This is a genomic window from Streptomyces sp. LMG1-1-1.1 (assembly GCF_040815545.1).
GTDB lineage: Bacteria > Actinomycetota > Actinomycetes > Streptomycetales > Streptomycetaceae > Streptomyces.
In genome coordinates, this window is the sequence record NZ_JBFPNH010000001.1 from 149,607 (window position 1) to 174,417 (window position 24,811).

Consider the following 24,811-nt stretch of genomic DNA (forward strand, 5'->3'; position numbering starts at 1 on the left):
CCCGTGAGCACCGGCATACCCTCCTTCACCGGCGACGCCAGCCCCTTCGGAGGCGGCGACCCGTACGCCGACTACCGCACGGCCGACTTCCCCTTCACCCAGTACGCGGACCTCGCCGACCGGCGTCTGGGCGCCGGCATCGTCGCCGCCAACGACGAGTTCTTCGCCGAGCGGGAGAACCTGCTCAAGCCCGAGCCCGCCGAGTTCGACCCCGAGCACTTCGGCCACAAGGGCAAGATCATGGACGGCTGGGAGACCCGCCGCCGACGCGGGATCTCGGCCCGGCAGCCGCACCCCACCGAGGACGACCACGACTGGGCCCTCGTACGGCTCGGCGCCCCCGGCGTCGTCCGCGGCATCGTCGTCGACACCGCCCACTTCCGCGGCAACTACCCGCAGGCCGTCTCCGTCGAGGCCGCCTCCGTGACCGGCTCGCCCTCGCCCGAGGAGCTCCTCGCCGACGACGTGAAGTGGACGACGCTCGTCCCGCGCACCGCCGTCGGCGGCCACGCCGCCAACGGCTTCGCCGTCGACGTCGAGCAGCGCTTCACCCACCTGCGCGTCAACCAGCACCCCGACGGCGGCATCGCCCGCCTCCGCGTCTACGGCGAGGTCGCCCCCGACCCCGCGTGGCTCGGCGTGCTCGGCACCTTCGACCTCGCGGCCCTGGAGAACGGCGGCCGGGTCGAGGACGCCTCCGACCGCTTCTACTCCCCGGCCACCAACACCATCCAGCCGGGCCGCTCGCGCAAGATGGACGACGGCTGGGAGACCCGCCGCCGCCGCGACAAGGGCAACGACTGGATCCGCTACGGCCTGGCCGCCGAGTCCGAGATCCGCGCCGTCGAGATCGACACCGCGTACCTCAAGGGCAACAGCGCCGGCTGGGCCGCGCTCTCCGTCGCGGCCGAGGGCTCCGACGACTGGACCGAGGTCCTGCCCCGGACCCGCCTCCAGCCCGACACGAACCACCGCTTCGTCCTCGACACCCCCGCGGTCGGCTCCCGCGTCCGGATCGACATCTACCCGGACGGCGGCATCTCCCGCCTCCGCCTCTTCGGCTCGCTCACGGAGGCCGGCACGGCCCGCCTGACCGCCCGCCACCAGGAACTCGGCGGCTGACGCCACCGGCTCCCCGAGCCGGATAGGCCCTACAGCCCCCGGCTCCCCGAGCCCGGCGCGCCCGCGCGGCCCGGCTCCCCCTGACTGGGCGGGAACGACACCCCGCCCGGCCCGCGAGGGCGCACCGACCCGACAGCACCGGTGTGCCCTCGCGCCCCCTTTTTCCCCGGGGCTCGGTTCGTCCCGCGCGGGGGCGTCACGCCGCGTGCCCGCCGTCCACCGAGAACTCGGCGCCCGTCACGTACCGGCCCTCGGGTCCCGCGAGGAAGGCGACCAGGGAGGCGACCTCGTCCGGGGTGCCGAAGCGGCCGAGGGCCGTCATGGCCGCCTGGCCCGGGGCGTACGGGCCGTCCGCGGGGTTCATGTCGGTGTCGACGGGGCCGGGGTGGACGATGTTGGCGGTGATGCCGCGTCCGCCGAGCTCGCGGGCGAGCGCCTTGGTGAGGCCGACGAGGGCCGACTTGCTCGCCGTGTAGAGCGTGCCGCCGGGGCCCGGCACCCGCCTGCTCATGCAGGAGCCGATCGTGACGATGCGGCCGCCGTCGGGGAGCCGCGCGGCGGCCGCCTGCGAGGCGAGGAAGGCCGCCCGGACGTTGACCGCGAGGACCCGGTCGACGTCCGCGAGGGTGAGGGACTCCAGCGGGCCGAGGACGCCGACGCCCACGTTGTTCACCAGGACGTCGAGCCGGCCGAGGGCGTCCGCCGCCCACTCCACCGCGCCCGCGGCGTCGCCGGCGTCGGACGCGTCCGCGCGCAGGGGGAGGGCCTTCCGGCCGGCCGCCTCGATCCGCGCGGCGACCGCCGCGGCCCGTCGCTCGTCCTGGACATAGGTGAAGGCCACGTCGGCGCCCTCCCGGGCCAGCCGTACGGCCGTGGCGGCGCCGATCCCCCGGCTGCCACCCGTCACCAGGACCGCCGTGCCGTTCATCGTGGACATCCCGAACCTCCGTAAGTCGCACTGAGTGGTTGCGGGTTCAATGAAAGTCGGCCGGGCGTCGGGAAACCGGCGGGAATCGGACGCCGACCCGGCCACCGATGACTTCCGCCGGGCGGTGGAGTCGGAAGGGGTGGGACACGATGGTCCGGAGAACAGAAAGGGCATCCGCCATGGCCACCCTCAGCCTCACCCAGTTCCTCACCCTCGACGGCGTCATCCAGGCCCCCGGAGGCCCCGAGGAGGACCCCAGCGGCGGCTTCGAGCACGGCGGCTGGTCCGTGCCGTTCGGCGACGAGGACTTCGGGCAGCGCATCACCGAGATCTTCGCCCGGCCGACCGCCTTCCTCCTCGGCCGTCGCACCTACGACATCTTCGCGGGCTACTGGCCCCAGCAGACCGACCCCGCCGACCCCGTCGCCTCCAAGCTCAACGCCCTCCCCAAGTACGTCGCCACCACCACGCTCACCTCGGCGGACTGGGAGGGCACCACGCTGCTCCGCGGCGACGTCGTCGAGGAGGTCGCCGCGCTCAAGGAGCGCACCGAGGGCGAGATCCAGATGCACGGCAGCGCGGGCCTCGCCCGGACGCTCCTCGACCACGACCTCATCGACACCCTCCACCTGCACGTCTTCCCCGTGGTCCTGGGGACCGGGCGCCGCCTGTTCACCGACGGGGTCCGCCCCACCGCCTTCCGCCTCACCGACGCGCGCACCACCGCCGCGGGCGTCGCCCTCCACACGTACGAGCTGGCCGGCCGCCCCGCGTACGGCAGCTACTGATCCGGGAGAAGAAAGGTGTAGCCGCCACGGGCCCGTCCGGGTACGGTGATCGCTCCGAGTGCGAGCCGTCGAAGTCTCCACCCCGCCCAGAGAGTTGGAGACGGCCGTCATGGCAGCCTCGTCGTCGATCGCCGCACCCCTGTCCCTGGACGCCCCCCGCCGGGCCTGGCTCACCGACCTGCCCGTCCTGCTCGTCGCCGTCGTCTGGGGCGCCAGCTACCTCGCGGCCAAGGGAATCACCACCACCCACACGGTCGTCGCGGTCCTCGTCCTGCGGTTCGCGGTGGTCCTGCCGGTCCTCGTCGCCGCGGGGTGGCGCAAGCTCCGGGCACTGACCGGGGCCCAGTGGCGCGGCGCCGCGACCCTCGGACTGGTCCTCAGCGGGATCTTCCTCCTGGAGACGTACGGGGTCGTGCACACCTCCGCCACCAACGCGGGCCTGATCATCAGCCTCACGATGATCTTCACCCCGCTGACGGAGGCCGCCGTCACCAAGGCCAGGCCCCCGCGCGCCTTCCTCGCCGCCGCCGCGCTGTCCGTGGCGGGCGTGGTCCTGCTCACCCAGGGCGGCGGCTTCACCGCCCCCTCCCTCGGCGACCTGCTCATGCTGCTCGCCGCCCTCGCCCGTACGGTCCACGTCCTGGCGATGTCCCGGATCAAGGCGGTCCGGTCGGCCGACTCGCTCTCGCTCACCACCGTCCAGCTCGGCTCGGCGGTCGCCGTGTTCGCCGTCATCGCGGTCTTCCCCGGCACCGGCGCCTCGCCGTGGTCCACGGCCCTCGGCTTCGGGCCGGCCGAGTGGGCCGGGCTGCTGTTCCTCTCGGTCTTCTGCACACTCTTCGCGTTCTTCGTGCAGATGTGGGCGGTCCGCCGCACCTCGCCGTCCCGGGTCAGCCTCCTCCTCGGCACGGAGCCGCTCTGGGCCGCCGCCGCGGGCATCGCCGTCGCCGGCGACCGCCCCGGCGTCCTCGGCCTCGCCGGGGCCGCCCTCGTCCTCGCGGGCACGACGTGGGGCCGCCGCGCCGCCGACGCGGGCGCCTGAGCCCTCCTCGCCGGCGCCGGCGGGTCAGGCCTTCGGCACCCGGTCCGACACGATCATGAGGACCAGGCCGAGGACCGCGATCACGATGTTCGCGAACACCTCCCGGCCCTCCAGGAACGCCACGTTCCCGGTCAGGAAACGGGTCAGGCCCATCACCCGGAACCAGCCGTCCGTCAGCTCGCGGATCACCCCGCAGACACCCAGGACGGTGAGCAGGAAGCCGGCGATCTCCAGGAATCTCCTCATGTCGTGATCATGGCCGGTGCGGGCGCGCGGCCGCGTCCGCCTCCGGTCGACGGCCACCGCTACCGAAGTATCGACCCGCGCGACTTCGGTAGCGTCCCCGGCCGCACGTCACCGGTGGGGGCCCCTGATCTGCGTACATTGCGGATATGACGCGTACGGACCGGCAGCGCTGGCTGCTCCCCTCCGACCTGGCCGAACACGGCGGGAGTGGGGCACGGCCCCGCCGCACGGCCCGCGACTGGGTCGTGGACACCTCGCTCTTCCTGCTCGCCGCGTTCGTCGGCCTCATCGCCGCCGACACCAGCGCCGAGTACACCAGCGACACCGTCACCCTCCTCGACCAGCTCGCCGGAGCCGCCGCCTGCGGCGCCCTCTGGCTGCGCCGGCGGTGGCCCGTCGGACTCGCCGTCGCCCTCGCCCTGCTGAACGTCGTGGCCCCGGTCGCGGCCGGAGCGCTCCTCGCGAGCCTGTTCAGCGTCGCCGTACGCCGCCCGTTCCGCGAGGTCGCCTGGATCGGGGCGCTCGCCGTCGCCACGTCCGCCGTCCAGGCCTTCGTCCGCCCCGACCCCACGACCAACGTCGCCGTCTCCCTCGCCCTCGGCTCGGTCCTCATCCTCCTCGTCACCGCCTGGGGCATGCTCGTCCGCTCCCGGCGCCGGCTCGTCGAGGCGCTCCGCGAACGGGCCCGCCGCGCCGAGGCCGAGGCCGAACTGCGCGCCGCCCAGGCCCAGCGGCTGGCCCGCGAGGCCATCGCGCGCGAGATGCACGACGTCCTCGCCCACCGGCTCACCCTGCTCAGCGTGCACGCCGGGGCCCTGGAGTTCCGGCCCGACGCCCCGCCCGAGCAGATCGCCCGCGCCGCCGGCGTCATCCGCGACAGCGCCCACGAGGCACTCCAGGACCTCCGCGAGATCATCGGCGTCCTGCGCGCCCCCGGCGAGAACGGCGACGGCGACCGCCCCCAGCCCACCCTCGCCACCCTCGACGCGCTCATCGCCGAGTCCCGCGAGGCGGGGGCGGACGTCGTCCTCGACACCACCGTCGACGACCCGGCCGCCGTGCCCGCCTCCACCGGCCGCACGGTCTACCGCATCGCGCAGGAGGGCCTCACCAACGCCCGCAAGCACGCGCCCGGCACCACGGTCACCGTCACCGTCCGCGGCCGGCCCGGCGAAGGCCTCACCGTCGACGTCCGCAACCCCGCCCCCGCCGGACCCGTCCCGCACGTCCCCGGCTCCGGCCAGGGCCTCATCGGCCTCACCGAACGCGCCACGCTCGCCGGCGGCCGGCTGGACCACGGTGCTGACCCCGACGGCGGGTTCGCCCTGCACGCCTGGCTACCGTGGCCCGCATGACCATCCGGCTGCTCATCGTCGACGACGACCCCCTGGTCCGCGCGGGCCTCACCCTGATGCTCGGCGGCGCCGACGACCTGGAGATCGTCGGCGAGGGCGCCGACGGCGACGAGGTGCCCGAACTCGTCGCCCGGCACGCCCCGGACGTCGTCCTGATGGACATCCGCATGCCCCGCGTCGACGGGCTCACCGCCACCGAACGCCTCCGCGCCCACCCGGGCGCCCCCGAGGTCGTCGTCCTCACCACCTTCCACGCCGACGAACAGGTGCTCCGCGCCCTGCGCGCCGGTGCCGCCGGCTTCGTCCTCAAGGACACCGCTCCCGCCGAGATCGTCGCCGCCGTCCGCCGGGTCGCCGCCGGCGACCCCGTCCTCTCCCCGGCCGTCACCCGCCAGCTCATGACCCATGTCGCCGGCAGGCCGGAACAGCCCCGGAGCGCCGTCGCCGCCGACCGCCTCACCCGCCTCGCCGACCGCGAACGCGAGGTGGCCGTCGCCGTCGGCCACGGCCGCTCCAACGCGGAGATCGCCGCCGAGCTGTACATGAGCGTCCCGACGGTCAAGGCCCACGTCTCCCGCGTCCTCGCCAAACTCGACCTCAACAACCGCGTGCAGATCGCCCTCCTCGTCCACGACGCCGGCCTCCTGGACGGCGCCGAGGACGACGGCGACGCCCGCGGCGGCCGCGCCGGCGACACCGGTGGCCCGCACCGCTAGTCGGATAGTCTGCGTCGATGTCCGTCATCGAACTGGGGGAGTACGGCGCGGACTTCACCGCGAACCCGTACCCCTACTACGCGAAGCTCCGTGAAGCCGGCCCCGTGCACGAGGTGCGGATGCCCGACGGCTTCCTGTTCTGGCTGGTCGTCGGCCACGAGGAGGGGCGCGCGGCACTCACCGACCCGCGCCTCGCCAAGTCCCCGTCCGTCATCGGCGTACGACCGCCGGAGGAGGACGTCATCGGCGTCCACCTCCTCGCGGCGGACGCCCCCGACCACACCCGGCTGCGCCGCCTGGTCACCGCGGAGTTCACCGGGCGCCGGGTCGAGGGCCTGCGGCCCCGCATCGAACGCCTCACCCACGAACTCGCCGACGCCATGGAACCGGCCGGCCGCGCCGACCTCGTCGACGCCTACGCGTTCCCGCTGCCGATCACCGTCATCTGCGAACTCCTCGGGGTCCCCGCCGAGGACCGCGACACCTTCCGCCACTGGTCGCACGAGCTCGTCGTGCCGACCGGCGAGCGCGGCATCCAGGACGCCCTCGAAGGCTTCGGCGGATACCTCGACGCGCTCATCGAGGACAAGCGGGCCGCCGGGCCCGCCGACGACCTGCTCTCCGGTCTGATCGCCGCCCGCGCCGAGGACGGGGACCGGCTCTCCGGGCCCGAACTCCGGGCCATGGCCTACCTGTTGCTGATCGCAGGCCACGAGACGACGGTCAACCTGATCTCCAACACCGTCCGCAACCTGCTCACCCACCCCGAGCAGCTCGCCGCCCTGCGCGCCGACCCGGACCTCCTCGACGGCACGATCGAGGAGTCCCTGCGGTACGACGGGCCGGTGGAGACCGGCACCTTCCGCTTCACCAGGGAACCCGTCAACATCGGCGGCACGGAGATCCCCGCCGGCCAGAGCGTCCTCGTCGGGATCGGCGCCCTCGACCGCGACCCCGCCCGCTTCCCCGACCCCGACCGGTTCGACATCCGCCGCGACACCCGCGGCCACCTCGCCTTCGGCCACGGCATCCACTACTGCCTCGGGGCCCCGCTGGCCCGCCTGGAGGGCAGGATCGCGCTCCGCACCCTCCTGGACCGCTTCCCCGACCTCGCACTCGACCCCGAGGGCGCCCCCTGGGAATGGCTGCCCGGCCTCCTCATGCGCGGCGTCCGCAGCCTCCCCGTCCGCTGGTGACCGCGAGCCCGGCCCGATCCACGGGAAGCCCCTGAGCCGGGCGGGACTTTCCGGACAGGGCCCCTACGCGTCCACCCGTACCGGACGCCGCTCCCGGCGCGAGCGTTCGCACGCCTCGGCGACCCGGAGCGCCGCCAGGGCCTCCCGGCCGTCGCACGGGTTGGCCGCCTCGCCGCGCACGAGGCGGACGAAGGCGTCGAGCTCGGCCTCGTACGCGGGGCCGAACCGGTCGAGGAAGCCCGGCCAGGGCTTCCCCGGCGGGGGCGGCCCCTGCGGCTCCAGCGAGGTGAGCGGGGCGCGGTCGTCCAGGCCCACCACGAGCTGGTCCCGGTCGCCCGCCAGCTCCATCCGGACGTCGTACCCGGCGCCGTTGCACCGGGTCCCCGTCACCGTCACCAGCGTGCCGTCGTCCAGGGTGAGCAGGGCGGCGGCGGTGTCCACGTCACCCGCCTCCCGGAACATCGACGGACCCGCGTCCGAGCCCGTCGCGTACACCTCGACGACCTCCCGGCCGGTCACCCAGCGGACGATGTCGAAGTCGTGCACCAGGCAGTCCCGGAAGAGACCGCCGGACAGCGGCAGATACGCGACGGGCGGCGGCTCCGGGTCCGAGGTCACCGCCCGCACGGTGTGCAGCCGGCCGAGCCGCCCCGACCGCACCGCCTCGCGCGCGGCCCGGTACCCCGCGTCGAAGCGGCGCATGAACCCCAGCTGGAGCTCCGTACCCGCCGCCGACACCGCCGCGAGCGCCGTCGCCGTCCCCGCCACGTCCAGCGCGATGGGCTTCTCGCAGAACGCCGGCAGCCCCGCCCCGGCGGCACGGGCGATCAGCTCCGCGTGCGCCGCCGTCGCCGAGGCGATCACCACGGCGTCCAGGGCATGCCCCAGCAGCGCGTCCACGTCCGGCGCCGCCTCGGCCCCGAGCGCCCCCGCGACCCCGGCCGCCCGCGTCGCGTCCGCGTCCGCCACGACCAGCGAACCGACCTCCGGATGGCGGGCCAGTACACCCGCGTGAAAGCTCCCGATCCGTCCCGTACCGATGAGTCCGATGCGCATGCCCCCACCGTGGGGGCGGCCTGCCCGACTGTCAAGGATTTGTCAGGACATCCGGACGTCACGACTTCCCGTCATGAAGCTTCCTGTCCTCGGCCCACCGGGCTACGCTCCCCCCGTGTCCAAGCAGTCCGGATCCGCCCTGCCCCCGCTCTCCGTGGACCGCACCAGCCCGGTCCCGCTCTACTTCCAGCTCGCCCGGCAGCTGGAGAGCGCCGTGGAGGACGGGACGCTGGCCCCGGGCACCCTGCTCGGCAACGAGATCGACCTCGCCACCCGCCTCGGCCTGTCCCGCCCCACCGTCCGCCAGGCCATCCAGACCCTCGTCGACAAGGGCCTGCTGGTCCGCCGCCGGGGCGTCGGCACCCAGGTCCTGCACAGCAGGGTCCGGCGCCCGCTGGAACTCAGCAGCCTCTACGACGACCTCGACGCCGCCGGACAGCGCCCCGCCACCCGGGTCCTCGTCAACCGGCTCGAACCCGCCACCGGACCCGTCGCCGCCGCCCTCGGCGTACCCGAGGGAAGCGAGGTGCACTACCTGGAACGGCTCCGCACCGCACACGGCGAACCCATGGCGTACCTGCGCAACCACCTCCCCGCCGGGCTCCTCGCACCCGACACCGCACTCCTGGAGACCACCGGCCTGTACCGGATGCTCCGCTCCGCCGCCCTCACCCTGCACAGCGCCCGGCAGTCGATCGGCGCCCGCGCCGCGACCGCCGCCGAGGCCGCGCTCCTCGACGAGCGGGAGGGCGCCCCGCTCCTCACCATGGAGCGCACCACCCTCGACGACACCGGCCGCGCCGTCGAGTACGGCTCCCACCTCTACCGGGCCGCCCGCTACTCCTTCGAGTTCCAGCTGATGGTCCGTCCGTAGGGGGTGTACCGACCGGGGCAGGCCCCCGTGACGAGCGCCGCGATCCGCATGACCGATACTGCAATGCACGCAGAAGGACGCAAAGGAGGGCACGGCCTCGTGACCAGGCTTCGGACCGGAGGGGTGCGCGCCGTCATCGGCGCCGTGCTCGCGCTCACACTCACAGGGGCGCTCGCCGGGTGCAGCAGCACCGGCGGAAAGCGCGCGGAGGACGCCCGCAAGGCCGCGCAGGCACAGGCGCAGGCACAGGGCCGGGCGGCCGTCGACACCCCGAAGTGGACCTTCGCCATGGTCACCCACTCGGGAGACGGCGACACCTTCTGGGACATCGTCCAGAAGGGCGCCCGGCAGGCCGCCGCCAAGGACAACATCAACTTCCTCTACGCCCACAGCGACGAGGCGCAGCAGCAGGCGCAGCTGATCGACTCGTACGTCGCCAAGGGCGTCGACGGGCTGATCGTGACCCTCGCCAAGCCCGACGCCATGAAGGCCGCCGTCGAGAAGGCCGTCAAGGCCGGCATCCCGGTGATCACCGTGAACTCGGGCGCCGAACAGTCCAAGGCCTACGGCGCGCTCACCCACATCGGCCAGGACGAGACCGTCGCCGGCGAGGCCGTCGGCGAGGAGCTCGACGAACGAGGGAAGAAGAAGGCCCTCTGCGTCCTGCACGAACAGGGCAACGTCGGCCACGAGCAGCGCTGCGCCGGCGCGAAGAAGACCTTCGGCGGCGAACTCGTGAACCTCTACGTCGACGGCACCAACATGCCCGACGTCAAGGCGTCCATCGAGGCCAAGCTCCAGTCCGACAAGGACATCGACGCCGTCGTCACCCTCGGCGCCCCCTTCGCCGACGCCGCCGTCCAGGCCGCGAAGAGCGCCGGCAGCAAGGCCGAGGTCGACACCTTCGACCTGAACGCCAAGGTCGCCACCGCCCTCCAGGCCGGCACCCTCGGCTTCGCCGTCGACCAGCAGCCCTACCTCCAGGGCTACGAGGCCGTCGACCTGCTCTGGCTCTACCGCTACAACGCCGACGTCCTCGGCGGCGGCAAGCCGGTCCTCACCGGCCCCCAGATCATCACCAAGGACGACGCCGCCGCGCTCGTCGGCTACGCGGAGCGGGGCACCCGATGAGCTCCACCGCCCCGCCGTCGGACGGCGTCGACCACGTCGACGAACGGCTCCTGCGCACCACCCCGCTGAAGAAGCTGCTCGCCCGCCCCGAACTCGGCTCGGTCGTCGGCGCCCTCGCCGTCTTCGTCTTCTTCTCGGTCGTCGCCGACAGCTTCCTGCGCGCCTCCAGCCTCGGCACCGTCCTCTACGCGGCCTCCACCATCGGCATCATGGCCGTCCCCGTCGCCCTGCTGATGATCGGCGGCGAGTTCGACCTCTCCGCCGGCGTGCTGGTGACGAGCTCCGCTCTGATCTCGTCGATGTTCAGCTACCAGATGACCGCGAACGTCTGGGTCGGCGTCGGCGTCTCGCTGCTCGTCACCCTGGCCATCGGCGCCTTCAACGGCTTCATGCTGACCCGTACGAAACTGCCCAGCTTCATCATCACGCTCGGCACCTTCCTCATGCTGACCGGCCTGAACCTGGGCCTCACCAAGCTGATCAGCGGCACCGTCTCCACCAAGACCATCGCCGACATGGAGGGCTTCGACTCCGCCCGGAAGCTCTTCGCCTCGCAGCTGACGATCGGCGGCGTCGAGTTCAAGGTCACCATCCTGTGGTGGTTCGGCCTCGTCGCCCTCGCCACCTGGATCCTGCTCCGCACCCGCTTCGGCAACTGGATCTTCGCCGTCGGCGGCGGCGCCGACGCGGCCCGCGCCGTCGGCGTCCCCGTCTACCGGACGAAGATCGGCCTCTACCTGGGCGTGGCCTTCTGCGCCTGGATCTCCGGCCAGCACCTGCTCTTCTCCTTCGACGTCGTCCAGTCGGGCGAAGGCGTCGGCAACGAGCTCATCTACATCATCGCGGCCGTCATCGGCGGCTGTCTGATCACCGGCGGATACGGCTCCGCCATCGGCTCGGCGGTCGGCGCCCTCATCTTCGGCATGACCAGCAAGGGCATCGTGTACGCCGAGTGGAACCCGGACTGGTTCAAGTTCTTCCTGGGAGCGATGCTGCTGCTCGCGACCCTGCTGAACGCCTGGATCCGCAAGCGCGTGGAGGCCACCAAATGACGACCGAGACCGCTTCCGCCTCCCTGGTCGAGCTGGACGACGTCAGCAAGTACTACGGCAACATCCGAGCCCTCGAAGGGGTGTCCCTTGAGGTCCGCTCCGGGGAGATCACCTGCGTCCTCGGCGACAACGGCGCCGGCAAGTCCACCCTCATCAAGATCGTCGCCGGCCTGCACCGGCACGACGCCGGAACCTTCCGCATCGAGGGCGAGGAGGTCACCCTCGCCAACCCGCGCGACGCCCTCGACCGGGGCATCGCCACCGTCTACCAGGACCTCGCCGTGGTCCCCCTCATGCCGGTCTGGCGGAACTTCTTCCTCGGCTCCGAGCCCACCAAGGGCTCAGGACCCTTCAAGCGGCTCGACGTCGGCCTGATGCGGACCACCACCCGCGAGGCGCTGCTCCGCATGGGCATCGACCTGCGCGACGTCGACCAGCCCATCGGCACCCTCTCCGGCGGCGAGCGCCAGTGCGTGGCCATCGCCCGCGCCGTCCACTTCGGCGCCAAGGTCCTCGTCCTCGACGAGCCGACCGCCGCGCTCGGCGTCAAGCAGTCCGGAGTCGTCCTGAAGTACGTGGCCGCCGCCCGCGACCAGGGCCTCGGCGTGGTCCTCATCACGCACAACCCGCACCACGCCTACCTCGTCGGCGACCGTTTCGTCCTCCTCAAGCGGGGCGTGATGGCCGGCAGCCACACCAAGGACTCCGTGACGCTCGACGAGTTGACCCGGCAGATGGCGGGCGGCACCGAGCTGGAGGACCTCCGCCACGAACTGGAGCGGCCCTCCGCGACGTGACGGCCGCCGCGGCCGACCTCACGGCCCGCCCACTCCACAGCTGGCAGAATCGGAGCCGATGAGTACCTACCGCGACCTCACCCACCGGGGCTCGGCCCGGGGCACCGTCCTGCGGACCGTCGGGACCCGCGAGCGGCGCTCCCACCTGACGGCGCCCCGGGTGCCGACCGTCGGCATCGACATCGGCGGTACGAAGGTGATGGCCGGGGTCGTCGACGCCGACGGCAACATCCTGGAGAAGCTCCGCACGGAGACCCCGGACAAGTCCAAGAGCCCCAAGGTCGTCGAGGACACCATCGTCGAACTGGTCCTCGACCTGTCCGACCGGCACGACGTGCACGCCGTCGGCATCGGCGCCGCCGGCTGGGTCGACGCCGACCGGGCCAGGGTCCTCTTCGCCCCGCACCTCGCGTGGCGCAACGAACCCCTCCGCGACGCCCTCCAGGGCCGGCTCGCCGTCCCCGTCATGGTCGACAACGACGCCAACACGGCCGCCTGGGCCGAATGGCGCTTCGGCGCCGGACGCGGCGAGGACCACCTCGTCATGATCACCCTGGGCACCGGCATCGGCGGCGCCATCCTGGAGGACGGCCAGGTCAAGCGCGGCAAGTACGGCGTCGCCGGCGAGTTCGGCCACATGCAGGTCGTCCCCGGAGGCCACCGCTGCCCCTGCGGCAACCGCGGCTGCTGGGAGCAGTACAGCTCCGGCAACGCCCTGGTCCGCGAGGCCCGCGAGCTGGCCGCCGCCGACTCCCCGGTCGCCTACGAGATCATCGAACGGGTCAAGGGGAACATCCCCGAGATCAGCGGGCCCCTCATCACCCAGCTCGCCCGCGAGGGCGACGCCATGTGCGTCGAGCTCCTCCAGGACATCGGCCAGTGGCTCGGCGTCGGCATCGCCAACCTCGCCGCCGCCCTCGACCCCTCCTGCTTCGTCATCGGCGGAGGCGTCTCCGCCGCCGACGACCTCCTGATCGGCCCCGCCCGGGACGCCTTCCGCCGCCACCTCACCGGCCGCGGCTACCGCCCCGAGGCCCGCATCACCCGCGCCCAGCTCGGACCCGAGGCGGGCATGGTCGGCGCCGCCGACCTCGCCCGGCTCGTCGCCCGCCGCTTCCGCCGCGCCAACCGGCGCCGCGTCGAGCGGTACGAACGGTACGAGCGCTACGCCCAGGCCCTGCGCAACGGGACCTCGGGCCGGGCCGCCCGCACCCCCGAGGACCCCGCTTCATGACCGTGCCCCACCAGACCACCCCGCCGCGCGAACCGCAGGCCAGGATGCCCGAGGACCGCAGGCACATGATCCGCCGCCGCTGGCTGACGGCCGTCATCATCGTGCTGCTCGTCGGCATCCCCGCCGGCTACCTGGTCATCTCCGCCGGCCAGAGCCGCGACAGCGGCCGCGACAAGGAACGCGAGTCCTCGGCGGCCGGCCTCCAGGCCAACTGGCCCTCCCTCATGAAGCGGCGGGTCTTCGAGGTCCCGATCCCCGCCGGCGCCTGGGACGTCGCCTACTACGAGACCAGCAACTGGAAGACGAGCCGGCTCTACGTCCAGTTCACGACCAACGCCACCGGCCTCGACACGTTCCTCGCCGAGTCCGGCACCAGCCGCGCCCGGCTCACCCCCGGCAGCGTCACGGTCGGCGACCGCGACGCCGACATCGTCGACTGGACCTTCGACGACACCACCGCCTGGGCCGGGACCACCGTCACCCGCGAGGAACCCCGACCCGACACCGACATCACCGTCGACCTCACCGACCCGGCGTTCCCCCGGGTGTACGCGGTGTCCGCCACCAGCCCCTGACCTCAGAGCCCGGTGACCTTGGCACCCGCCGACAGCTCGTACACCAAAGTGACCGTGCGGCGCCCGCCGGGCGGGAGGGCGAGCTCCCAGCGGGCGATGCCCTCGGCGTCGACCACGTCCGGCGCGGGGGAGCACGCGTCCTTGTGGAGACGCACCTCCACCGCCGACACCTCGGAGACCGGGACCCGCTCCCTCAGGACGACCGTCCGCTCGTCGCGCTCCCCGGGAGCGGAGAAGCGGGACAGGTGCAGCCGCACCGTGCGGGTGACCACCGTCCGCTGGGTGAGGCCGACGGAGTCGCGGGACTCCTCGGTCTCCCGGACCACCCGGTAGTCGTCCCGGCTGCCGAAGGCCAGCTCGACGGAGGCGCCGGCCGCGGTGAAGTCCAGCGTGCCGCGGCCGCTGAACCCGCTGCCGCGGACCAGGTCCACGGGCCCGGCGAGCAGCACGTGACCGGACAGGTTGTCGCCCCGCACCACCTGGGTGACCAGCGGGGACAACTCCGGCGAGCAGGCGTACTCGGTACGCGCGGCCGTGGTGAACGCGGAGACCGGCACCCGGTGGGCGCGGCCGTCCGAAGGCACCGAGACCGGTGCGGGGGCGCTCAGCACCCGCGCCTCGCCGCCGTCGTCCACCCCCGGCAGGCCGAGCACGGCGGCCGGGCCGAGGTCGCCGATCTCCTCCTCGCGGAGCTCGACGTCGACCGTGCGGCGCTCCGCCGCCGAGCGGTCCTTCAGCGTCAACCGGTCCTCGGCGAGCCGCGGCGGATCGGTGGCCAGCGCCGACCGGGCCGTCGACAGCGTCAGCCGTACGCCCGACCAGTCCTCACCGGTGCGCTGCCAGACCATCGCGTCGGTCTCGACGGTCAGGGAGCCGCCGTCGAGCACGGCCCGGTAGGCGGGCCGCCACAGCGCGCACGGGGTGAGGTGGCTCAGGCGCAGCTCCGCGGGACCGGCGGCCGCGGCCTCCACGGTCAGCTCGACGTGCCCGACCAGTTCGGCGGGCTCCTCCTCGGACGCGTACAGGGCGTGCTCGGTCTCCGACAGTTCCGTCTCGAGCGCTTCCAGCCGGGCGCGCACGGCCCGGAGCCGTTCGCCGTAGGTGTCGCGCTCACCGTCCACCCGGTCCAGTTCGGCGGACCAGCGGGGCCGGTCGCTCTCCCCGGAGCCGGCGCCCTCGCCGACATCCCGCAGCAGGTCGGCGGCGATCCGGTCGAGGAGCCCAAGGCGGGCCCGCAGCCGGTCGGCCTGCCGTTCCAGGGACGCCTGCTCCTCCTCCAAGGCGTCCACGCGCCGGCGCAGGGCGGAGTCGCCGTCGCCGGACGGCAGCGGCGCGCGCGGGGTCCAGGTCCGGACGATCCGCGCGTCGAGCACGGTCGCCGGGTGCTCGGCGGTCACCTCGGCGTGGAGGGTCCGGTCGACGGCCAGCGCGCTGACGGGGCCGAGGCGCAGCCGCTGCACGCCGGCCGCCAGGTCGAGCACGGCGGTGCGCTCGACGTGGGCGCGGTCCTCCAGACACGTCACGGCGGTGACGGGGAGGGCGATCGGCATCGGGGTCGTGGTCGTGGTCATGGCGGTGTCAGCTCCTGCGGTTTCCGCCGACCAGGGCCTTGCCGGTCGGGATGCGGATCTCGTAGCCGCCGTCGAGGGCGGCGGTGGTGCCCGCGGGCAGGTCGAGGCGCCAGACGCGGGTACCCGGCGCGAGGCGGTCGCCGCCCGCGCCCTCCTCGGGCGCCGTCCAGTCGGCCCTCTCCTCGATCCGGGCGTCCCCGTCGGAGGTGACCGGCACCCGCTCGTGGACCTCGACGGTGACGGGCCGCGCGAGCCGGTTGGCCAGCTCCACGTGGACCCGGTGGTCGAGCACGGTGGTGTTGTTGCGCAGCCCGGCCGTCGACTCGCGCAGGTTCGTGCGGCGGGTCACCCGGATGCCCTCGGCGGGCCCGAGCCCCACCCGGCGCACCCCGCCCGGCGCGAGCGTGGGCAGCGCGGCCGTCAGCAGGAAGTCGTCGTCGACGGTGACCTCCACCGGGCCGGCGAGCAGCGCCTGATCGGTCGAGTTGGACAGGACCAGCGTCGCGTACACGGTCTGCTCGACGGACGGCACGCACAGGTACTCGGTACGCAGACCGACCGCGATCTCGCCGACGGTGACGGTGTGCCAGGTGCCGTCCGACGGAATGTCGGCGCGGGCGGCGGCGTCGAACCGGTGGTCGAAGGAGCCCGCCGACGTGCGGGGCCACACGGCCTGTCCGGGCAGCGGCAGCGCGGCCACCGCCTCGGCACGGCGACGGTACTCGGTCGCCACCGCGTCGACGGGAGCGTCGGGGAACAACAGGCCCCGGCGACCGCCCCGCTCGTCCGGGCCGCGCAGCACGAGGGCCGCGTAGTCGAGTTCGGCACCGCTCGGCTGCGGCGGACCCGGGGGAGGCGGAGGCGGAGGCGGCGCCATGGCAGCCTGGGGAGCCGAGGGCACGAGGCCGGCCGGGGCGCCCGCGAACGCCGGCGGAGCGCCGTACGCTCCCCCCGGCGCCTGGGGCGCGGGCGGCACGGCGGGACGCCGGGCACGCGTCACGGGCGCCGGCGGGGGCGCGACGGAAGCGGGCACGGGCGCGCCCGCGTCGGCCGCGGATCCGACCACGGCGGCTCCCGGCGCCGAGACGGCGAACGGGCGGGGGCCCGCCGCGTCGTACCCGGAGAACAGATCCGCGAGTCCGGCCGGAGGCTCGCGCCAGCCGGACGGCGCGGGGGCGTCCTGACGGCGGCCGAGCCGGATCGACCGGAGCCGCGGCAGGTCGGTGCGGCGCCGCAGATCGGCGGTGGAGAGGGCGACGCGCACCCCGGTCCAGTCCTCGTCGGTCCGCTGCGCGACCGAGGCCCGCATCAGCAGGCGTCCGCTGCCGTCACCCTGACGGTGCGCCAGCCGGTACGTCGGCACCCAGACGGCGCCCGGCACCCCGTACTCCAGCTCCACCTCCACGGCCGCGTCACCGGCACCGTCGAGGGTCAGGTCCGCGCAGACCAGCGTTCCCACATGAGCCGACAGCGCGTCCGTGGACGCACGGCGGAGCCGGTCGGCGGCGACGGACAGCGCGTGCTCCGCGCCGCGCAGCGCCTCCTCCAGCTCGGCGAGACGCGCGTGCATCCCCGTCAGCCGCTCGTCGACGAAATCGGCGAGTTCCAGCCATGCGTCGACCGGGGTCCGGCGGTGCGGATCGTCCCGCTTCCGGCCGGGCGCCACCGGATGGATCCCGGCGACCTCCTTGATGCGCGCCAACTGCCGGTCCCGCCGCGCCTCCGCCGCCTCGCGCGCGTCCCTCACCCGGTCGAACTCGTGCTGGGCGCCCTCGGGCGCGGCCTCCCCGAGCGACGACGCCTCGACCACCACCCGCGCCTCGGTGACCCGCACCCCCGGCGTGCCGAGCACACGGGCCCGCAGCGACCCCGGGTCGAGCGACCGGGGCAGCCCCGTCACCCGCACCCGGCCGTCCGGACCCACCGTCCCCCGCGCCAGCCGGCGGCACACCGCGCCCCGCGCGTACACCACCACCGAATCCAGCGCCGACCCCCACCGCTGCTCCGAGCCGTCCGTCATGTGCCCCGCCCCCTCACGTTCACGCCGGTCGCAGCCTACGCCGGGGCCGCCCGCGCACGGCGGGCAATTCCGCAGGCCGTCCCCGCCCCTTGGCCGATTGTCCCCAGGCCGGTGTGAGACGCCCCCCCCGTTCGCTGTAACGTACCGCTGACCTAGTGTTCTTGTGACTGTCCGAAGGTCGGAGCGGGGGAGCTGCCGGGATGTCGACGATCGGTCTGGCCGCGGCCATCGAGGAGCTGCGGCAAGAGCTGTACGAGGCGCAGCGCAACGGCGTCGGCCAGCAGTTCGCCTTCGGAGTGGAAGAGGCGGAGCTGGAACTCCAGCTCGAACTGCGCCACTCCCTGAAGGGCGACGGCAAGCTCTCCTTCGGCGTCGTCACCGCCGGCGGGGGTGGCGAGCGGGCCACCGTCCGCACCCACAAGCTGAAGATCAGGCTCTCCGTCTCCGACAAGGCCGCCGGTGGCACCCGCCCCGAGGTCAGCGACGACAGCACCGGCTCCTGGGACGACGAGGAGTGACGTGGATCAGGCCAGACTGGCGCTGATCCGCGGCGGTACGCAGGACGAGACCCGAAGCACCGGCTCCGGCTACCTGATCGGCCCCCGGCTCGTGCTGACCGCCCGTCACGTCCTGGTGAACCGGGAGACCGGCGAGCCGTGGCCGACGATCCGGGTCCGGATCGGCCACTTCGAGCACGGGCCGACGCGGAGCATCGCGGCCGAACTGCTGTGGACCCCCCAGGACGACCTCGACATCGCGCTGCTGCGCGTCGACCACGCCGCGGACATCCCCGGCGCCGTCACCTGGGGCCGGCCCACCGGCCGGGTGCCGCTGCCCTACCGGGGCCTCGGCTACCCGAAGGCCGCCACCACCGGCACCCGCGCCGTCGAAACCCTGGAGGGCGTCCTCTCGCCCCTCTCCGGCAACGGCCGGTACTACGTCCTCGACCAGAGGGCCGCGCCCGTCGCCGCCACGGACGGCACGAACGCCTGGGGCGGCGCGTCCGGCGCCGCGGTCTTCTGCGGCGACACCCTCGTCGGCGTCGTCGCCCAGGAACCCGAGGCCTACGGCGCCCGGCGGCTCCTCGCCGTCCCCGCGCACTCCTTCGTCCAGGACCCCGGCTTCCTGCACCACCTCGCCGAGCACGCCTGCGCCGTCTCCGACCTCGTCGCGATCGGCGTACCCGCGCCAAGGGCCGCACCCGGCGCCGAGCGCACGCCCGTCGAACGCGCCCTGGAGGCACTGCTCCTCCCGCTCTTCGCCGACCCGGGCGCCCGCACCGCCTACGCGCGGGAACTGGCGGGCGACCTCGGCTACGAGACCGGCGGCTACCACCCCACCACCGCCGACCTCGTCGCCCTCCTCCAGGCACACCCCCGCGCGCACGCCGCACTCGGCCAGGCCCTCGCGCCGCGCGCCGCCGACCCGGCGTTCCGCTCCCGTCTCACCGCCTTCCTCACCCAGGCGCGGACACTCGGCCGAGGGCCCCTGCTCTCGCCGGACGAGTTCGACGAACTCCTGCGCCTGCTGCGCGAGATCGGCCGCGAACAGTCGGCGCTCCTGCCCCAGGCCGCCCGCGACGCCCTCCCGTACGCCGTACTCCCCGCCGCGCTCGACCGCCCCACCATCGAGGACGGCGAACTCGCCGCGACCATCGAGGCGCTGGAGGAACTGCCCGACGGAGAGAGCGTCCCCGAGGGCAGCCCGCCCGTCCCGGCGCTGCTCCGCCTCGTCGAGTACGTGGCCGCCTCCGTGGAAGGCGAGCAGCGCCACGACCTGCGCGCCTGGTCCACGCGCACGGCCGACCGGATCGGCATCCACGGCGACGCCCTCGCCGAACGGCGCATGGACGCCGCCAGGTGGGCGGAGCGCCGCCGGGACTCCCTCGTCTCCCGCGTGGTCATGGAACTGGAACACGACGGCACCGGCGACGGCGACCGGTACCGGTGCCGCATCCTGCTCGTCCGCACCGACGGCACCCACCGCGTCCTCAAAGGCCCGGAGTCGGAGCCCAAGACCCCCCAGGAGGCCGCGAGCGCCCTCGCCGACGCCGTCAGCGCCGCACGGCAGGAGCCGGGCAGGTTCGACCACGTGCCCTGGGTGACCGTCGTCGTCGACCGGCACGGCCTCCACCTGGCCGTCGACGAATGGGAGGCCGGAGCACCCGAGGACGTCCTCCCCTCCTCGCCGATCGGGGCCGACTACCAGGTCTCCCTCAGCTGCCCGGAGTTCGACCGGATCGTCGCCGACCGGGGCCAGGACCAGGAACGCCGCTGGAAGAAGGGCCGGACCGCGGTCGTCGTCACCGGCCCTTCCTGCGGAGACGCGCGGAAACTGATGCACCTGCTCCGCACCGAACACCGCGACACCGCCCGCGTCGTCCTCCACGGCCCCGCCGACCAGCGGCAGTCCTGGCTCCAGGTCTGCCTCGCCCTCGGCGTGCCCGTCGTGCTGTGGGACCGCGACGCCACCGGTTACGAGGACGCCGACCGGCTCGGCGAACTGGCACCCTCCGGCGCGCTCGACGGACTCGCCGAGCGGGTACGCGTCTTCCGCAGCCGCACCGCGGCCCACCCGGAGGAACGACGGGCCCGCCCCTCGCTCGTCTGGGAACCCGAGGGCTCCTACCCGAGGACCGAACTGCTCCACCTGAGGGACCCCTGGAGAGGAACCCACGCGTCATGACCAGCTACGACCATCCGACCGGCTCCGGCTCCCCGGAGCGGGCACCCGCCGGGGACGACTGGCGCCTCTTCCGCGGCGACGGCGAGCGCCGCCCCGTCGCCTTCCCCGAAGCACCCCCGTGGCGCCGCTTCGACCGGCCGGACTCCAAGACCGGCGCCAAGGTCCCCTACCCCCGGCCCTACCTCATCGGCCCCGACGAGTCCGACGTGGTGAACGCCGCACTCCACCTGCGCCGGCCCCTCCTCGTCACCGGGCAGCCCGGCACCGGCAAGTCCTCCCTGGCCCACGCCATCGCCCACGAACTCGGCCTCGGCCGCGTCCTCCACTGGCCGGTCAACAGCCGCTCCACCCTCCAGGAAGCCCTCTACCAGTACGACGCCGTCGGACGGCTGCGCGAGGCCACCCTGCCGCGCGAGGCCGACGGCACCGAACCCGACATCGGCCAGTACATCCAGCTCGGCCCCCTCGGCAACGCCCTCGTCCACCGGGAACGCCCGCGCGTCCTCCTCGTCGACGAACTCGACAAGGGCGACGTGGACCTCCCCAACGACCTCCTGACCGTCTTCGAGGAGGGCGAGTTCGTCATCCCCGAACTCGCCCGGCTCCCCAAGGACCACGCACCCGTCCACGTACAGACCGACCACCCGGACAAGCCCGCCCCCGTCGAACGGGGCCACGTCCGCTGCGCCGAGTTCCCCGTCGTCATCATCACCAGCAACGGCGAACGCGAGTTCCCGCCCGCCTTCCTCCGCCGCTGCATCCGCCTCGACCTGCCCGAACCCGACGAGCGGCGCCTCCGGGACATCGTCGCCGCCCACCTCGGCGACTCCGCCCTCGACCAGGTCGACGACCTCCTGGAGACCTTCCTCGAACGCCGCGCCGCCGGCGAACTCGCCACCGACCAGCTCCTGAACGCGGTCTTCCTCCGCAAGGGCGGCATCAACCTCGACGCGGGCCCCCTCCTCCAGGCCGTCCTGCACCGCCTCGGCGGAGCCGTGTGACGCCGTGATCTCACGCGTGACGCAACTCCTTGCCGCAAGCGGTCTCGACCTCTCCCACGAGGAGCTCCTCGACGCCCTGTGGCTGGCCGGAAGGCTGCCCCAGGGCGCCGGCCCCCTCGCACGGGCCGCGGAACGGAACGAGCCGTCCGACCCCGACGGCACCCCGGCACCGCACCCCGAGACCCCCGACCCGGCGTCGGAGTCCGCGCCCGCCCGGACACGGCGACCACCCCGCCCGACCCACCCGCTCCTGGCCTCCGCCGACGGACACCGGACCGCCGCAGACGGAGCGGAGGGCCCGACCCCCGCCCACCCGGTCACCGTCCCCGACCGCCACTCCCTCGGCCCCGGACGCCTCCGCCTGGAGAAGTCCCTCCGCCCCCTCAGACAGCGCTTCCCCGACCCCCGCCGCCACGCCCTCGACATCCCGCGCACCGTCGCCGCCATCGCCGAGACCGGCGTCCGCGAGACCGTCACCCGCCCCCTGCGCACCCGCTGGCTCACCCTCGCCCTCGTCGTCGACGACGGCGTCTCCATGGTCCTCTGGCAGCGCCTCGCCTCCGACGTCCGCACCCTCATGGAACGCGCCGGATCCTTCCGCGACGTCCGCGTGTACGGCCTCGACACCCGCGGCGGCACCCCGACCCTGCGCAGCAGCCCGTACAGCCACGACGGCCGCCCCGAGTCCCCGAAAGCCCTCTGCGACCCGACCGGCAACACCCTCGTCCTCGTGCTCAGCGACGGCGTCGGCGAGGCCTGGCGCGACGGCGGCATGCACCGGGTCATGCGCTCCTGGGCCCGCTCCGGCCCCACCGCCATCCTCCACGCCCTCCCCACCCGCCTCTGGCCGAGCACCGGCATCACGGCCCGGCCCTGGCAGGTCACCACCCCCGGCCGAGGCGGCCCCACCCGGTCCTGGCAGGTCACCGACCCCGACCTTCCCCCGGAACTCGTCCGCTTCGACTCCGTCCCCGTCCCCGTCCTCGAACCCACGCCCACCGCCGTCGGCGAATGGGCCCGCCTCGTGGCCGCACCCGGCGCCACCGCACTCCTGCCGCTGTGGGACGCCGACCGGAGCCTCACCGCCCCGGCCGCCGCCGCCGACCAGGACCCGCCCGACAGCGAGCCCCGGACCACCGGCGCCGCGTCCGTCCTCCGCTTCAAGGCCGCCGCCTCCATCGAGGCCTACCGGCTCGCCGCCCACATGGCCGCCGTCGCCCCCGTCACACCCCCCGTCATGCGCCTCGTCCAAGCCGCCCTCGGCCCACCCACCGACCCCGGCCACCTCACCGAGGTCTTCCTCGGCGGCCTCATGCACGAAGTCGACCCCGCCGAGCCCCGCCCCCTGCCCCACCTCCGCCGCTTCGACTTCGCCCCCGATGCCAGCCGCGCCCTCCTCACCGCCGTCCCCCCGAGAGAACTCCTCCACACCGCCGACGCCCTGACCCGACGCCTCGAATCCGCCATCGGCCGCGCCCCCGTCTTCCCCGCCTGGGTCGGCCACCCCGACGGCACCGCCCTCATCGACCACCCCGACCGCTCCTTCGGCTGGATCCGGTCCCAACTCCTCACCCGGCTCGGCATCCCACCCCTGCCGGAGACCGAGGACGCGCCGCGGACCAGCGCCCCGAACGACGGCGACCCCCTCGCCCACCCCGTGACCCCGGTCCCGCACCCCGAGGACCCGGAGCCGTACCGGCCGGAGTACCAGGACGCCGGTTCCCTCGTCGTCTCGGCCGCCGTGGGTGCGGTCGACCCGGGGGAGGAGGGGCCCGGCGAGGAGGTGTCCGGCGAGGAGGGTCCGGAGAGCTCGGCGGCCTCCCCGGGGCAGGTGGGGCGGAACGACGTGGCCATCGCCCTGCGGAAGCACGAACTCGCCGACCGGATGCGGGTTCTCGGCGCGGACCATCCCGAAACCTTCGGTGCCCGGACCGACCTCGCCTTCGCCCTCAGGGACGCGGGGCGCTTCGACGAGGCCATCGCTCTGCTGGACACGGTGTGTGCCGACTCCGAGCGGGTGCTGGGAGCGGACCATCACGACACCCTCGTCGCGCGTGCCGACCTCGGCTACTCCCTCCGGAAGGCAGGGCGGCTCGACGAGGCGATCGCCCTGGAAGAGCAGGTACTGGCCGACCGGGGGCGGGTCATGGGCCCGGAGCATTCCGCCACTCTGGCCGCTGCGGCCGCCGTCGCCTTCTCGTACTACGAGGCGGGGCGAACCGAAGACGCCGTCGTCCTGGAGGAGCGGGTCCTGGCCGTCCGTGAGCGGGTCATGGGCCCGGACCACCCCTCCACCCTCACCGCTCGGACCACCCTCGCCTTCAGCTACTGGAGGGCGGGGCGCCTCGACGAGTCGATCGCCCTGCGGGAGCGAGTGGTCGCCGACTCCGAGCGGGCCCGCGGATCGGACGACCCCGCCACTCTCACCGCCCGTGCCGACCTCGCGCGAGCCTTCAGACGAGTGGACCGGACCGATGAGGCCATCGCCCTGCAGGAGGGGGTCGTGGCCGCCCGCGAGCGGGTCCTGGGCCAGGAGCACGCCGACACGATCACCGCCCGCGCCGATCTCGCCTTCTCCTACGGGAAGGCGGACCGGTTCGACGAGGCCATCGCCCTGGAGGAGCGGGTGGTCGTCGACTTCGAGCGGGTCCTGGGGCCGGAGCACCCCGACACCCTCACCGCGCGTGCCGACCTCGCCTTCTCCCTCAGACAGGTGGGGCGGACCGACGAGGCCATCCGCTTGGAGCAGCGGGTCCTGGCCGTCCGCGAGCGGACCCTGGGCCCGGAGCATGCCGACACGGTCAACGCCCGCGTCAGCCTCGCCTTCTCCTACTACCAGGCGGGGCGGAGCGACGAGGCCATCGCGCTGGAGGAACCGGTGCTGGCCGTCCGCGAGCGGGTCCTCGGGCCCGATCACTCCGACACCGTCGCGGCCCGCGCCAACCTCGCCTCCTCCTACCGGCAGGCGGGGCGGCTGGACGAGGCCGTCGCCCTGCAGGAAGGTGTGCTCGCCGACCGGGAACGGGCCCTGGGCCGGCAGCATCCACGGACCGTCAGCGCCCGCGCCGCCCTCGCCATTTCCTACTACCAGATGGGGCGGAGCGACGAGGCCATCGCGCTGGAGGAACCGGTCCTGGCCATCCGCGAGCGGACCCTGGGCCCCGATCATCCCGACACGGTCAACGCCCGCGTCAACCTCGCCTTCTCGTACCAGCAGGCCGGGCGGATCGACGAGGCCGTCGCCCTTCAGGAGCGGGTGCTCCGTGACGCCGAGCGGGTCCTGGGGCCGGAGCATCCCGACACCCTCACCGCTCGTCACGACCTCGACTACTCCATCGAGCTGCGGGGGCGGTCGAGGCAGATCAGCGTTCCGGAGCAAGGAGTCCTCGTCGAGAGCGAGGAGGAGGACCCGTAGGCCTCCG

At 74.1% G+C, this 24,811-nt stretch carries 21 protein-coding genes; 16 read left to right on the forward strand and 5 right to left on the reverse strand.

Annotated features, from left to right (window positions below; genetic code table 11):
• The first annotated feature begins 3 nt into the window (after window positions 1-3).
• A complete protein-coding gene (gene alc / locus MRBLMG1_RS00500) occupies window positions 4-1,122 on the forward strand; it encodes an allantoicase (RefSeq protein ID WP_367819559.1) in 1,119 nt (372 codons plus the stop codon).
• Between the two features lie 196 nt (window positions 1,123-1,318).
• On the opposite strand, the gene MRBLMG1_RS00505 is transcribed toward alc, so the two are convergent.
• Window positions 1,319-2,059, reverse strand: coding sequence for an SDR family NAD(P)-dependent oxidoreductase (locus MRBLMG1_RS00505; protein WP_367819560.1), 741 nt, complete (start codon window positions 2,057-2,059; stop codon window positions 1,319-1,321).
• A 170-nt stretch (window positions 2,060-2,229) separates the two neighbouring features.
• On the opposite strand from MRBLMG1_RS00505, the gene MRBLMG1_RS00510 reads away from it, so the two are divergent.
• Window positions 2,230-2,838 (forward strand): dihydrofolate reductase family protein, encoded by a 609-nt coding sequence (locus MRBLMG1_RS00510; RefSeq protein WP_367819561.1) that lies wholly within the window; start codon window positions 2,230-2,232, stop codon window positions 2,836-2,838.
• A gap of 109 nt (window positions 2,839-2,947) precedes the next feature.
• On the forward strand, window positions 2,948-3,880 hold the full coding sequence (locus MRBLMG1_RS00515) for a DMT family transporter (protein WP_367819562.1): 933 nt from the start codon (window positions 2,948-2,950) through the stop codon (window positions 3,878-3,880).
• 24 nt (window positions 3,881-3,904) lie between these two features.
• On the opposite strand, the gene MRBLMG1_RS00520 is transcribed toward MRBLMG1_RS00515, so the two are convergent.
• A complete protein-coding gene (locus MRBLMG1_RS00520; RefSeq protein ID WP_367819563.1) occupies window positions 3,905-4,126 on the reverse strand; it encodes a hypothetical protein in 222 nt (73 codons plus the stop codon).
• A gap of 146 nt (window positions 4,127-4,272) precedes the next feature.
• Here MRBLMG1_RS00520 and MRBLMG1_RS00525 point away from each other — a divergent pair, with 146 nt between their 5' ends.
• Genes MRBLMG1_RS00525 through MRBLMG1_RS00535 form a run of 3 tightly spaced genes read left to right on the forward strand, consistent with a single transcriptional unit; the run spans window position 4,273 to window position 7,393 of the window.
• Entirely contained in the window at window positions 4,273-5,481 is a 1,209-nt protein-coding gene (locus tag MRBLMG1_RS00525; RefSeq protein ID WP_367819565.1) for a sensor histidine kinase, read from the forward strand.
• Window positions 5,478-6,197 (forward strand): response regulator, encoded by a 720-nt coding sequence (locus MRBLMG1_RS00530; RefSeq protein ID WP_367819567.1) that lies wholly within the window; start codon window positions 5,478-5,480, stop codon window positions 6,195-6,197. Before MRBLMG1_RS00525 ends, MRBLMG1_RS00530 begins: the two co-directional genes overlap by 4 nt.
• A 17-nt stretch (window positions 6,198-6,214) precedes the next feature.
• The gene (locus MRBLMG1_RS00535) at window positions 6,215-7,393 is read left to right on the forward strand and encodes a cytochrome P450 family protein (protein WP_367819569.1); all 1,179 of its coding nucleotides are present in this window, start codon (window positions 6,215-6,217) and stop codon (window positions 7,391-7,393) included.
• Between the two features lie 63 nt (window positions 7,394-7,456).
• Here MRBLMG1_RS00535 and MRBLMG1_RS00540 read toward each other — a convergent pair whose 3' ends face one another.
• Window positions 7,457-8,449, reverse strand: coding sequence for a Gfo/Idh/MocA family protein (locus MRBLMG1_RS00540; RefSeq protein ID WP_367819571.1), 993 nt, complete (start codon window positions 8,447-8,449; stop codon window positions 7,457-7,459).
• A 154-nt stretch (window positions 8,450-8,603) separates the two neighbouring features.
• Here MRBLMG1_RS00540 and MRBLMG1_RS00545 point away from each other — a divergent pair, with 154 nt between their 5' ends.
• The 6 genes from MRBLMG1_RS00545 to MRBLMG1_RS00570 all read left to right on the forward strand — a co-directional run bounded on the left by MRBLMG1_RS00545 (window position 8,604) and on the right by MRBLMG1_RS00570 (window position 14,112).
• On the forward strand, window positions 8,604-9,323 hold the full coding sequence (locus tag MRBLMG1_RS00545; RefSeq protein ID WP_367820276.1) for a GntR family transcriptional regulator: 720 nt from the start codon (window positions 8,604-8,606) through the stop codon (window positions 9,321-9,323).
• 135 nt (window positions 9,324-9,458) lie between these two features.
• Entirely contained in the window at window positions 9,459-10,454 is a 996-nt protein-coding gene (locus MRBLMG1_RS00550; RefSeq protein ID WP_367820278.1) for a sugar ABC transporter substrate-binding protein, read from the forward strand.
• Window positions 10,451-11,506, forward strand: coding sequence for an ABC transporter permease (locus MRBLMG1_RS00555; protein ID WP_367819573.1), 1,056 nt, complete (start codon window positions 10,451-10,453; stop codon window positions 11,504-11,506). The genes MRBLMG1_RS00550 and MRBLMG1_RS00555 overlap by 4 nt, the downstream gene beginning before the upstream one ends.
• Entirely contained in the window at window positions 11,503-12,303 is an 801-nt protein-coding gene (locus MRBLMG1_RS00560; protein WP_367819574.1) for an ATP-binding cassette domain-containing protein, read from the forward strand. Before MRBLMG1_RS00555 ends, MRBLMG1_RS00560 begins: the two co-directional genes overlap by 4 nt.
• Before the next feature lie 58 nt (window positions 12,304-12,361).
• Window positions 12,362-13,537, forward strand: a complete 1,176-nt coding sequence (locus tag MRBLMG1_RS00565; RefSeq protein ID WP_367819575.1) for an ROK family glucokinase — start codon at window positions 12,362-12,364, stop codon at window positions 13,535-13,537.
• Window positions 13,534-14,112 (forward strand): hypothetical protein, encoded by a 579-nt coding sequence (locus MRBLMG1_RS00570; protein WP_367819577.1) that lies wholly within the window; start codon window positions 13,534-13,536, stop codon window positions 14,110-14,112. Before MRBLMG1_RS00565 ends, MRBLMG1_RS00570 begins: the two co-directional genes overlap by 4 nt.
• Window positions 14,113-14,114: 2 nt before the next feature.
• Here MRBLMG1_RS00570 and MRBLMG1_RS00575 read toward each other — a convergent pair whose 3' ends face one another.
• Together MRBLMG1_RS00575 and MRBLMG1_RS00580 are read right to left on the reverse strand one after the other, a co-directional pair.
• Window positions 14,115-15,683, reverse strand: a complete 1,569-nt coding sequence (locus MRBLMG1_RS00575) for a mucoidy inhibitor MuiA family protein (RefSeq protein WP_367819579.1) — start codon at window positions 15,681-15,683, stop codon at window positions 14,115-14,117.
• A gap of 7 nt (window positions 15,684-15,690) precedes the next feature.
• Window positions 15,691-17,703, reverse strand: a complete 2,013-nt coding sequence (locus MRBLMG1_RS00580; protein WP_367819580.1) for a DUF4139 domain-containing protein — start codon at window positions 17,701-17,703, stop codon at window positions 15,691-15,693.
• A 200-nt stretch (window positions 17,704-17,903) separates the two neighbouring features.
• Between MRBLMG1_RS00580 and MRBLMG1_RS00585 the strand changes: the two genes are divergently transcribed.
• The 4 genes from MRBLMG1_RS00585 to MRBLMG1_RS00600 are packed head-to-tail and all read left to right on the forward strand — an operon-like array spanning window position 17,904 to window position 24,804.
• Window positions 17,904-18,221 (forward strand): trypco2 family protein, encoded by a 318-nt coding sequence (locus tag MRBLMG1_RS00585; protein ID WP_367819582.1) that lies wholly within the window; start codon window positions 17,904-17,906, stop codon window positions 18,219-18,221.
• Window position 18,222: 1 nt separating this feature from the next.
• Window positions 18,223-20,388: a trypsin-like peptidase domain-containing protein gene (locus MRBLMG1_RS00590; RefSeq protein ID WP_367819584.1), complete on the forward strand. Its 2,166-nt coding sequence runs from the start codon at window positions 18,223-18,225 to the stop codon at window positions 20,386-20,388.
• A complete protein-coding gene (locus MRBLMG1_RS00595) occupies window positions 20,385-21,389 on the forward strand; it encodes an AAA family ATPase (RefSeq protein ID WP_367819586.1) in 1,005 nt (334 codons plus the stop codon). Before MRBLMG1_RS00590 ends, MRBLMG1_RS00595 begins: the two co-directional genes overlap by 4 nt.
• A 16-nt stretch (window positions 21,390-21,405) precedes the next feature.
• Window positions 21,406-24,804 carry a tetratricopeptide repeat protein gene (locus MRBLMG1_RS00600; RefSeq protein WP_367819588.1) on the forward strand — a complete coding sequence of 1,133 codons (3,399 nt, stop codon included), beginning with the start codon at window positions 21,406-21,408 and terminating at the stop codon, window positions 24,802-24,804.
• The last annotated feature ends 7 nt before the right edge of the window (window positions 24,805-24,811 follow it).